Source organism: Neisseria sp. HMSC070F02 (assembly GCF_001814225.1).
Classification (GTDB): Bacteria; Pseudomonadota; Gammaproteobacteria; order Burkholderiales; family Neisseriaceae; genus Neisseria; species Neisseria meningitidis.
On sequence record NZ_KV815361.1, the window covers coordinates 1 to 8,999 of the forward strand.

Here is an 8,999-nt window from a genome sequence, read left to right on the forward strand (position 1 = left end):
TTCCTTCCTTCCTTCCTTCCTTCCTTCCTTCCTTTAAACGGATAGTCTGTCTGTCGGCAGCAATCTCGATATTGGGAGGTTGTGCGGTCGTTGCTGATGTTTACGGTCATGATTCCGCCACAATGAACGCTGCGGCTGCCAAAGATTATATGAAAACGGTTGAGTTGAACAAGTCTGCCGGCAATGTCGATACCACATCCAGAACAGCCCGCAGGGTGCAGGCAGTATTTCGACGTATGCTGCCTTATGCCGATGCGGCAAATAATACCGGCCATAAGTTTTACTGGAAAATGACGGTTTTCAAAAACGATGAGCTGAACGCGTGGGCAATGCCCGGTGGAAAAATGGCGTTTTATACGGGGATAGTCGACAAACTCAAGCTGACCGATGACGAAATTGCCGCCATTATGGGGCATGAAATGACGCACGCCCTGCATGAACACGGTAAAAATAAGGTCGGGCAACAAATTTTGACCAATACGGCGGCGCAGATAGGCACGCAGATTATATTAGACAAAAAACCGGACACTAATCCGGAATTGGTCGGATTAGGTATGGATATTTTGGGAACGTACGGCATTACCTTGCCTTATAGCCGCAGCTTGGAAGAAGAAGCCGATGAGGGGGGAATGATGTTGATGGCGCAGGCAGGCTATCATCCGGCGGCCGCTGTCAGGGTTTGGGAAAAAATGAATCAGGAAAACGACCAAAACGGCTTTATTTCTGCTATTACCTCTACTCATCCGACAAACAATGCCCGTATAGAAAATCTAAAACGGTTGTTGCCGACCGTTATGCCGGTTTATGAGCAAAGTGTCAGAAATAGGGGGCGCGTTAATAAAAAACGTCGGCGTTAAGGGAAGGGGATCGAGAATTTGAGCCGTTGTTTCAAAATGCCGTCTGAATCCGTTTGAGATTCAGACGGCATTTAAACAGTTCTGAGCCCCGCCCGTTTTGCCTTCAAGCCCGCGCCGCTTAAATCCAATCCCCCCTGCAACGGGCGCAAAAAAATCCCCGTGCCTTGCGACCGGGGATGTTTCGGGTTTCGCGCCCGTCTGCGCCGTGCCTTGCTGTCGGGCTATGCCGTCTGCACCGCCGCCGTTTCGGCTTGGTTTGATGCGGTCGGGCATTTGTGCGGCTATGCCCTGATATTCGGTTCGGCGGTCTTGCCTGTCTTGGCAGGCATATTCAGCAGCGTGTCTATTGTGAACTTGCTGATTTTGCCGTTTGCCAAGTCGTCTACGCAATGGCTTCGATGCCCTTGTTTTTGACGATGGTCAGCAGCTTCAACGCCGCGCCGCTCGGCTTTTTAACGCCCCGCTCCCAAGCCGAAACGTGATTTTTTCCCACGTTGAGATAGATGGCGAAAGCGGCTTGCGATAGTGCCTCCTTCTCCCTGATTGCCTTGATGTCTCCGCCGCTCAACGGTTTGATTTCGGTCAGGCAGGACTTGTCAAAGTCGCGCATGGTCTTTTTGTCGATTGCGCCGATGTTGTAAGCCCCTTCCATCATTTCATGAATGGCGGCTAATGCCTCGCTTTTGTATTTCATGATTCTATCTCCGTGATAATGCCGTCTTCTTTCAAAGCCGCCAGCTCTGCCCGCGTGTATTTCAGATAATATGCGGCGGCTTTTCGGTAAACGTCCAGTTCTTTATCCGAAATGTTTTCCCTGTCGTTCTTGGCAAAGGCGTAAACAAAAAATGCCCTGTCTGCCTGTTTGAACAGTATCAGGCTGCGATAGCCGCCGCTTCTGCCTTGTCCTTGCCTTGCTATGCGCTGCTTAATCACACCGCCGCCTAAATCTGCGTCTATCAGCCCGTTATCCGCCCGCTCTACCGCTTCCAGCAGCTCGGAATCGTTGATTTTGTGCTTCTTGGCAAATTTCACTATCCATTGGTTTTTGAATATCCGCATTGTGTAGCCGTTGATTAGTGATACTTGGAATTATACCAGAGACAGACAACACGGCAAGCCGCCTTTTTATACCCCGCAATTTCTCCGTTTATGCCGCCTGAAACACTGGCGGCTAACCTGATTATTTTTTAATCAATCGCTTTTAATGGCTCAAATTGCGTTTTTAGCGCGTTTCGCTGTCTTCCTATGCCCCCTATATATAACCAAGCGGTTTAACCGCCATTCCTGCTCAAAATAGGCGCGGTTCCGTGCGTTTTGGCTTTTCATTCCGCTACGCTCCCACTGCCAAGACGGTGAAAAACCGGAAAACCCCAAAAGTTGTTACCGATTCGTTACCATTTGTTACCGCATTTGTTACCGCATTTGTTACCGCATTTGTTACCAATTTTTTATCTTTTTCTTATTTTATAGTGAATTAAATTTAAACCGGTACGGCAAGGCGAGGCAACGCCGTACCGGTTTAAATTTAATCCACTATAGTATAGGTTTTTTCCAAAAACCCAAAAAAAACCGCTCTGCATCTTGGACGGTTTCCCCCTCATTCCCTACGGTGCGTCAGTATTCCCCGCAAGCTATTTCTCGCTTGGCATTCCTGATTTGGTGGTCGTTCAGCTTTATTTTTACGGTATTTTCTCGCGGTATTTTCGGATGCTGTAAAAAATCAGGTTAGTTCAATTAGGGCGGATTGGACGGGATTGCACTGTCAGGAAGGGGGACGGCAGGATAACAATCAGCCTGAAATCCTTGTATTGATTGGGATTGGTTGACGGCATTAGACAGGATTAAACGAAAAAAACGCTTAGAATTTCTAAGCGTTTTGTGTGTTGGTGCCGACAGCGAGATTTGAACTCGCACAGCCTACGGCCACTACCCCCTCAAGATAGCGTGTCTACCAATTTCACCATGTCGGCATTTGAAAAACTGTTATTTCTGCTGCTGAGGAACAGGGGCAGAAGGTTCGGTATTGCTTACGGGTTTGGGTGCTTGCTGAGTTTGTTGTACGTTGCTGAAGTCCAAACCGTATTTTGTCGTGTGGGTGTGAATATACACCATAGCCATGCAGGTTGCAAAGAAAAATGTTGCTGCAACGGCGGTCGAACGGCTGAGGAAGTTAGCGTTGCCGGCAGAGCCGAATACGCCTTGCGCGCTGCCGCTTCCCGATCCGAAGGTCGCGCCGGCATCCGCGCCTTTGCCGTGTTGGAGCAATACTAACACGATGACGGCCAAAGCGGAAATTATATTAACAATCCAAATTAGGGTTTTGAAGGCTTCCATATTTTTCTACGCATTTTGTGCGGCACTGATGATGGCGGTAAAGGAGTCGTACGACAATGACGCGCCGCCGACGAGTGCGCCGTCCACATAAGGTACTGCGAAGATGTCGGCCGCGTTGTCCGCTTTCACACTTCCGCCGTAAAGGACGCGGATTTTAACATCGCTTCCGCACAAAGACAAGATTTCTTTGTAGATGAATGCGTGCATATCGGCAATCTGTTCGACGGTGGCGACTTTGCCGGTGCCGATCGCCCAGACGGGTTCGTAGGCGACGGCGATGTTTTTGGTATCCAGCCCTTGCAGGATGGAAAGCTGATGGGCGATGACTTCGTGTTCTTTGCCGGCTTCGCGCTCTTCGAGGCTTTCGCCGACGCACAATAACGGGATGAGTCCGACGTTGAGGACGTTTTCCATTTTGCGGCGTTGGATTTCGTTTTTTTCGCCGAAATAAAGGCTGCGTTCGGAGTGTCCGATGAGGACGATGTCTGTGCCGGTGTCGGCGAGCATTTCGGCGGACACTTCGCCGGTGTACGCGCCGTTGTCGGGGAAGCGGCTCACGTCTTGGGCGCAGGTGAGGATGCGGTTGTTTAAGACGATTTGCATGGCGTTGTGCAGTTGCAGCAGGTAAACGGTCGGGGCGGCGAGTCCGATGAGGACGCGTTCGGCGGTGGGGAGGATGCGGAAGCGGTGCATGAGCGAATTGTTGTTCTGGAGCCGGCCGTTCATTTTCCAGTTGCCGATGACCCATTTTTGATCCCACATTCCGATTTGGTGATACATCTTTTTTGCTCCGTGTCGTGTTTTTTCTGTCTGCCGCGTGTGGCGCGTTGCAATGTGAAGTTTAGTGGATATGCGGCGGGTTCGCAACTTGGGGCGGGCGGCTGCGGGGGCGGTTTGGCATGTTGTTTCGGGCAGGTTGTTTTATAATGGCCGCCTGATATGTATGCAACTATAGGAGATGTGATGCACGCGCTTCATTTTTCGGCTTCGGACAAGGCCGCGCTTTATCGGGAGGTGTTGCCGCAGATTGAGTCTGTGGTGGCGGACGAGACGGATTGGGTGGCGAATTTGGCGAACACGGCGGCGGTTTTGAAGGAGGCGTTCGGTTGGTTTTGGGTGGGTTTTTATTTGGTCGATACGCGTTCGGACGAATTGGTTTTGGCACCGTTTCAGGGGCCTTTGGCGTGTACGCGGATTCCGTTCGGTCGCGGGGTGTGCGGTCAGGCTTGGGCGAAGGGCGGGACGGTGGTCGTCGGGGATGTGGACGCGCATCCCGACCATATTGCCTGTTCGTCTTTGTCGCGTTCGGAGATTGTCGTGCCGCTGTTTTCAGACGGCCGCTGTATCGGCGTGTTGGACGCGGACAGCGAACATTTGGCGCAGTTTGATGAGACAGATGCTTTGTATTTGGGCGAACTGGCGAAGATTTTGGAGAAGCGGTTTGAGGCTTCGCGCCAGGCGGCTTGAGTGATGGAAAGGGGCGGGCGGCGCGTGCCGAAGTTGGCGCGGCGGGAGTGTGGTTTTATAATGCCTGCTATTGTTGGAACAATTATTTGACGGAGCACTAAATGGATTTTGAAAAAGCGCGGTTCAATATGGTCGAACAGCAAATCCGTCCTTGGGATGTATTGGATTTTGACGTTTTGGACGCTTTGGCGGAGATTCCGCGCGAGCTTTTTGTCGATGAGGACTTGCAGGGTTTGGCGTATGCGGATATGGCGCTGCCGCTTGCCAACGGTCATAAGATGCTCGAGCCGAAAGTCGTGGCGCGGCTGGCGCAGGGCTTGAAGCTGACGAAAAACGATACGGTTTTGGAAATCGGCACGGGTTCGGGCTATGCGACCGCGCTGTTGGCAAAATTGGCTGGTCGTGTGGTGTCGGACGACATCGATGCCGAACAGCAAAACCGCGCCAAAGCGGTGTTGGACGGCTTGGGTTTGGACAATATCGATTATGTGCAAAACAACGGGTTGACCGAACTTTCCGCAGGTGCGCCGTTTGATGCGGTTTATGTCGGCGGTGCGGTAAACCTTGTGCCTGAAGTGTTGAAAGAACAGTTGAAAGATGGCGGACGCATGGTGGTTATCGTAGGCCGCAAGCCTGTTCAGCGCGCGCTTTTGATTACGCGCAAGGGCGATGTGTTTGAAGAGAAGGTGCTGTTCGATACCTTGGTGGCGCATTTGGATGATAAGGATGCCGATCCGTTTGGTGGTTTTCAGTTTTGATGTTCGGATTGCGATGCCGTCTGAAAGCGGGTTTGGGGCTTCAGACGGCATTTTGCTTGGTTTTTTTTTGGGGGGTGCGATGGATATTGTGCAACTTGGGTCGGCGGAATTGAAGGCGTGGATGGACGAAGGGCGGATGTTTTGTTTGTTGGACGTGCGTACGGATGAAGAAACGGCGGTTTGTTCGCTGCCAAATGCGCTGCATATCCCGATGAATCTGATTCCGCTGCGGCAGAACGAGCTGCCGGATGATGTGCCGCTTGTGGTGTATTGCCATCACGGTATCCGCAGCCTGCATACGGCGATGTATCTGGCGGACGCGGGTTTTGAAAACCTGTACAACCTTCAGGGCGGCATCGATGCATGGGCGGCCGAGATTGACGGCAACATGATGCGTTATTGAGGCAGGCATTTCAGACGGCATTCCTTAAATGCGTGTACCTGTGGTGTTCCAAAAGGTCGTCTGAAAGTGCAGCTTCTGCGAAGCTAAAGCGCGGTATCAACGAAGTTAAAATTTGCCTGAACCTTAAAGGCAGCCTGCACCCCAATCCCCTCTCCCCGTGGGAGAGGGCTAGGACGAGGCTGGCAAACTGAAAGTTTGCTTGGGCGGCATTTTCAATGTGCAGGCTGCTTTTATAGTGGATTAACAAAAATCAGGACAAGGCGACCGAAGCCGCAGACAGTACAGATAGTACGGAACCGATTCACTTGGTGCTTAGCACCTTTAGAGAATCGTTCTCTTCGAGCTAGGGCGAGGCAACGCCGTACTGGTTTTTGTTAATCCACTATAGCTTCGCAGAAACTCCGTTTTCAGACGACCTTATTTAAACCGATAGGTAAACGCCGCGTTCACTGTCCGCAGTGCGCCGTAGCTGTGGCGGTCGGGCTGGGTGCGGTAGTGTTTGTTGAACAGATTGTCCACGTTCAGCGACAGTTCGGCGCGCGGATTGAAGCGGTAACGCGCCATGATGTCGGCGACGGCGTAGGCTTTTTGGCGGCTGTTGTCGGCGGCGCGGGCTTTGGCGGCGGGGTTGGGGATGCGGAGCGTGGCAGGGTCGGTGTGGGTTTCGCTCTGCCAGCGCACGCCTGCGCCGATGGTCCAGCCGCTGGGGGCTTCGGGGGCAAAGTGGTAGGCAGTGAAGAGTTTGAAGCTGCGTTCGGGTACGCTGTCGGGGTTCAGGCGGCTGCCGTCTTGGTCGCGGGTTTTGCTTTGGCTGTAACCTGCCTGTATCTGCCATTCGGGCGTGATGCGGCCGCCGACTTCGATTTCCCAGCCGTGGGTTTTGGCTTGGTTGGCGGCGCGGTAGTAGGTGTTGCCGCTCGGGTCGCGTCCTGCTGCGGTGGCGAGGTTGTTTTTACGGGCGCGGTACACGGCGGCGGATGCGTTCAGACGGCCTTCAAGCCATTCGCCTTTGATGCCGGCTTCCAGATTGTTGCCGGTTACGGGTTTCAGGTAGCTGCCGTGTTCGTCTTTTTGCGATTGCGGGACGAACAGGCTGCTGTACGAGCCGTAAAGAGACAGGTTGCCGGTCAGGTCGAACACGATGCCTGTGTAGGGGGTGAAACGGTTGGCGGACACATAGGTCATGCCTTGTGTGCGGCTGTCGTAGCTGCCGGTGCGGTAACGGCTGTATCTGCCGCCGAGTATCAGCGAAAGGTTGTCGGCGGCGCGGAAACGGGTGGCGAGATAGCCGCCGATTTGCCGCCTGGTGCCGTATTGCGGGATGGTTTGGGCAAACGATGCAGGCTGCGGGTAGGCACCCGTGCGGGAAAATTCGTAGGCGTTGGGAATGGCGTTGGGGATGATGCTGCGTTCGCCGTATTTGTTGCTGGCGTATTTGTAACCGTTGATACCCGCGATTAAATCGTGTTCGCGGCCGAACAGGCGGTATTTGCCGATCAATGACACGCTGGCGCTGTGGGTGCGCGGGTCGGCGTGCCAATAACCAGGAATCAGGTCGGTGGCGGCGGTGTTGTGGTCGATGGAAAGCACGCCTGCTACGCCGTAGGGCTGGCGGAAGCGGCTGCGGGTGTAGTCGTATTCGGCTTTGAGTTTCCAGTCTTGGTTGAAGCGGTGTTCGATGCCGGCGAACAGGTTGAGCGCACGGTGGCGGCTGTTCGCCCAATTTGTGGCGGGGTTGTCTTTCGGGCCGAAGGCGGTGGCATAACCTTGGCTGTCGTACACGGCGTAGCTGAGCGGCGCGTCGGCGGTTTCTTTCGCCTGCTGGTAGTCCATGCCTGCGTGGACGCGGGTTTGCGGTGCGATGTCGTATTCCAAAATGCCGTAGAGTTCGGCATCGCGGCTGCGTTCGCGCCGCCGCCACGAGTCGCCGCGTCCGAAGGTGGAAACCAGGCGGCCGCGCAGCGTGCCTTCGGTGTTCAGGCTGCCCGATACGTCCGCGCCCAGCCCGAAATGTTTGCGGTTGCCCGCTTCGGCGCGGACTTCAAACAATGGCTTACGGGTCGGGCGTTTGCGCACCAGATTGACGGTGGCGGAAGGCTCGCCCGTGCCGTCCAGCAGCCCCGCCACGCCGCGCACGACTTCTACGCGCTCATAGGCGGCGGTGTTGGCATTGCCCGTATCGGCCAGCGCGTCGGCAACGGGGATGCCGTTGATTTGGTAGTTGGCGATGCGGCTGCCGCGCGCGAACAGGTAGTTGTAGCCCGCGCGGTCGGAGCCGTAAATCTGGCGGCTGGTGCCGGTCGCCTGCAACAGGGCGCGGTCGAGCGTTTTGATGTTTTGGTTGCGCATTTGTTGCGATGTGATGACGCTGACGCTCTGCGGGATTTCGCGCAGGGTCATGGGCAGCCCGAGCGGGGTGTGCGTGCCGGAAACAGTGTAGCCGTCGTTGGAACTCTCGGTGCGGTCGGCGGTAACGGTGATGGTCGGCAATTCAGTGCTTTTCTGCGGTTTGGGGTCGTCTGAAACAGAAACATCGGCCTGCGCGTACACGGGCAACAGGGCGGCAAACAGCAGGGAATATTTGAAGCGTGTCATGGGATTTCCTTTGTGTGTTGGTGTGCGGTGGGGTTGTATTTTCGGCATATTGATTGAAGGTGCAGGCTGCTTTTAGCTTCGCAGAAACTCAGCTTCCTTCGGAAACTTCGTTTTCAGACGGCCTCGGACGGGTCGGACAACTCAATCAGCACCACCGAGCAGCCGTTTTCCGAACGCGGGCGGTGCGACACCGACTTCGGCACGACCGCCATCTCGCCCTCGCGTATCGTCATGCTGCCGCCGTCGGCGAAGTCCACCGCCATGTCGCCCTCCACGGCAAACAGCACTTTGTCGCTGTATCCGTGCGTATGCCAGCCGTAATCGCCCAAAAGTTTGACCAAACGGAATTGGAACCCGTGGCGGTTGATGATTTCGGGCTGCCAGTATTCTTTGATGGCGGCAAGGTGCTGTTTCAGGTTGATGGTTTCGTTTTGCATGGGGTTCTCCTATGGGTTGGGTGGTTTACGATGCGGTTTGTCGTTTTGGCTTCGTTCAGTGGGCGGAGTTGTAACGAAAGCGTTATCGGCTTTGATGTAAGCCTGCGGCTTACCGCCCTCTCCCTAACCCTCTCCCACAGGGAGAGGG

General features: G+C 54.4%; 10 protein-coding genes and 1 tRNA gene. 4 read left to right on the forward strand and 7 right to left on the reverse strand.

Going from position 1 to position 8,999, the window contains the following annotated elements; translation table 11 throughout:
- Positions 1-857, forward strand: an 857-nt coding sequence (locus tag HMPREF2959_RS01600; protein WP_246829024.1) for a M48 family metallopeptidase, incomplete at its 5' end; no start/stop codon positions are given.
- Between the two features lie 382 nt (positions 858-1,239).
- Here the strand turns inward: HMPREF2959_RS01600 and HMPREF2959_RS01610 are convergent.
- From HMPREF2959_RS01610 to tpiA, 5 genes are all read right to left on the reverse strand, one after another.
- Positions 1,240-1,551 carry a helix-turn-helix domain-containing protein gene (locus HMPREF2959_RS01610; RefSeq protein ID WP_002214683.1) on the reverse strand — a complete coding sequence of 104 codons (312 nt, stop codon included), beginning with the start codon at positions 1,549-1,551 and terminating at the stop codon, positions 1,240-1,242.
- Positions 1,548-1,916 carry a type II toxin-antitoxin system RelE/ParE family toxin gene (locus tag HMPREF2959_RS01615; protein WP_002214681.1) on the reverse strand — a complete coding sequence of 123 codons (369 nt, stop codon included), beginning with the start codon at positions 1,914-1,916 and terminating at the stop codon, positions 1,548-1,550. The genes HMPREF2959_RS01610 and HMPREF2959_RS01615 overlap by 4 nt, the downstream gene beginning before the upstream one ends.
- Before the next feature lie 825 nt (positions 1,917-2,741).
- Positions 2,742-2,827, reverse strand: a tRNA-Leu gene (locus HMPREF2959_RS01620).
- Between the two features lie 13 nt (positions 2,828-2,840).
- Positions 2,841-3,191, reverse strand: coding sequence for a preprotein translocase subunit SecG (secG, locus tag HMPREF2959_RS01625; protein ID WP_002241959.1), 351 nt, complete (start codon positions 3,189-3,191; stop codon positions 2,841-2,843).
- Between the two features lie 6 nt (positions 3,192-3,197).
- Positions 3,198-3,971 carry a triose-phosphate isomerase gene (gene tpiA, locus HMPREF2959_RS01630; RefSeq protein ID WP_002218000.1) on the reverse strand — a complete coding sequence of 258 codons (774 nt, stop codon included), beginning with the start codon at positions 3,969-3,971 and terminating at the stop codon, positions 3,198-3,200.
- Between the two features lie 159 nt (positions 3,972-4,130).
- On the opposite strand from tpiA, the gene HMPREF2959_RS01635 reads away from it, so the two are divergent.
- The 3 genes from HMPREF2959_RS01635 (at position 4,131) to HMPREF2959_RS01645 (ending at position 5,819) form a co-directional block, all read left to right on the forward strand.
- Positions 4,131-4,658 carry a GAF domain-containing protein gene (locus tag HMPREF2959_RS01635; protein ID WP_033908492.1) on the forward strand — a complete coding sequence of 176 codons (528 nt, stop codon included), beginning with the start codon at positions 4,131-4,133 and terminating at the stop codon, positions 4,656-4,658.
- Between the two features lie 101 nt (positions 4,659-4,759).
- A complete protein-coding gene (locus HMPREF2959_RS01640) occupies positions 4,760-5,416 on the forward strand; it encodes a protein-L-isoaspartate O-methyltransferase family protein (RefSeq protein WP_002217998.1) in 657 nt (218 codons plus the stop codon).
- A 79-nt stretch (positions 5,417-5,495) separates the two neighbouring features.
- Positions 5,496-5,819, forward strand: a complete 324-nt coding sequence (locus tag HMPREF2959_RS01645; RefSeq protein WP_002217997.1) for a rhodanese-like domain-containing protein — start codon at positions 5,496-5,498, stop codon at positions 5,817-5,819.
- A 417-nt stretch (positions 5,820-6,236) separates the two neighbouring features.
- On the opposite strand, the gene tdfF is transcribed toward HMPREF2959_RS01645, so the two are convergent.
- Positions 6,237-8,414 carry a TonB-dependent iron piracy receptor TdfF gene (tdfF, locus tag HMPREF2959_RS01655; protein WP_070696287.1) on the reverse strand — a complete coding sequence of 726 codons (2,178 nt, stop codon included), beginning with the start codon at positions 8,412-8,414 and terminating at the stop codon, positions 6,237-6,239.
- A gap of 113 nt (positions 8,415-8,527) precedes the next feature.
- Positions 8,528-8,851 carry a cupin domain-containing protein gene (locus HMPREF2959_RS01660; RefSeq protein WP_002224090.1) on the reverse strand — a complete coding sequence of 108 codons (324 nt, stop codon included), beginning with the start codon at positions 8,849-8,851 and terminating at the stop codon, positions 8,528-8,530.
- Between the last annotated feature and the right edge of the window lie 148 nt (positions 8,852-8,999).

What these genes read in the sequence shown, in the direction of transcription:
- HMPREF2959_RS01635 (WP_033908492.1), top strand. Translation starts at nt 4,131, where the DNA reads ATGTATGCAACTATAGGAGATGTGATGCACGCGCTTCATTTTTCGGCT.
- HMPREF2959_RS01645 (WP_002217997.1), top strand. Translation starts at nt 5,496, where the DNA reads ATGGATATTGTGCAACTTGGGTCGGCGGAATTGAAGGCGTGGATGGAC.
- HMPREF2959_RS01640 (WP_002217998.1), top strand. Translation starts at nt 4,760, where the DNA reads ATGGATTTTGAAAAAGCGCGGTTCAATATGGTCGAACAGCAAATCCGT.
- secG (WP_002241959.1), bottom strand. Translation starts at nt 3,191, where the DNA reads ATGGAAGCCTTCAAAACCCTAATTTGGATTGTTAATATAATTTCCGCT.
- HMPREF2959_RS01610 (WP_002214683.1), bottom strand. Translation starts at nt 1,551, where the DNA reads ATGAAATACAAAAGCGAGGCATTAGCCGCCATTCATGAAATGATGGAA.
- tpiA (WP_002218000.1), bottom strand. Translation starts at nt 3,971, where the DNA reads ATGTATCACCAAATCGGAATGTGGGATCAAAAATGGGTCATCGGCAAC.
- HMPREF2959_RS01660 (WP_002224090.1), bottom strand. Translation starts at nt 8,851, where the DNA reads ATGCAAAACGAAACCATCAACCTGAAACAGCACCTTGCCGCCATCAAA.
- HMPREF2959_RS01615 (WP_002214681.1), bottom strand. Translation starts at nt 1,916, where the DNA reads ATGCGGATATTCAAAAACCAATGGATAGTGAAATTTGCCAAGAAGCAC.
- tdfF (WP_070696287.1), bottom strand. Translation starts at nt 8,414, where the DNA reads ATGACACGCTTCAAATATTCCCTGCTGTTTGCCGCCCTGTTGCCCGTG.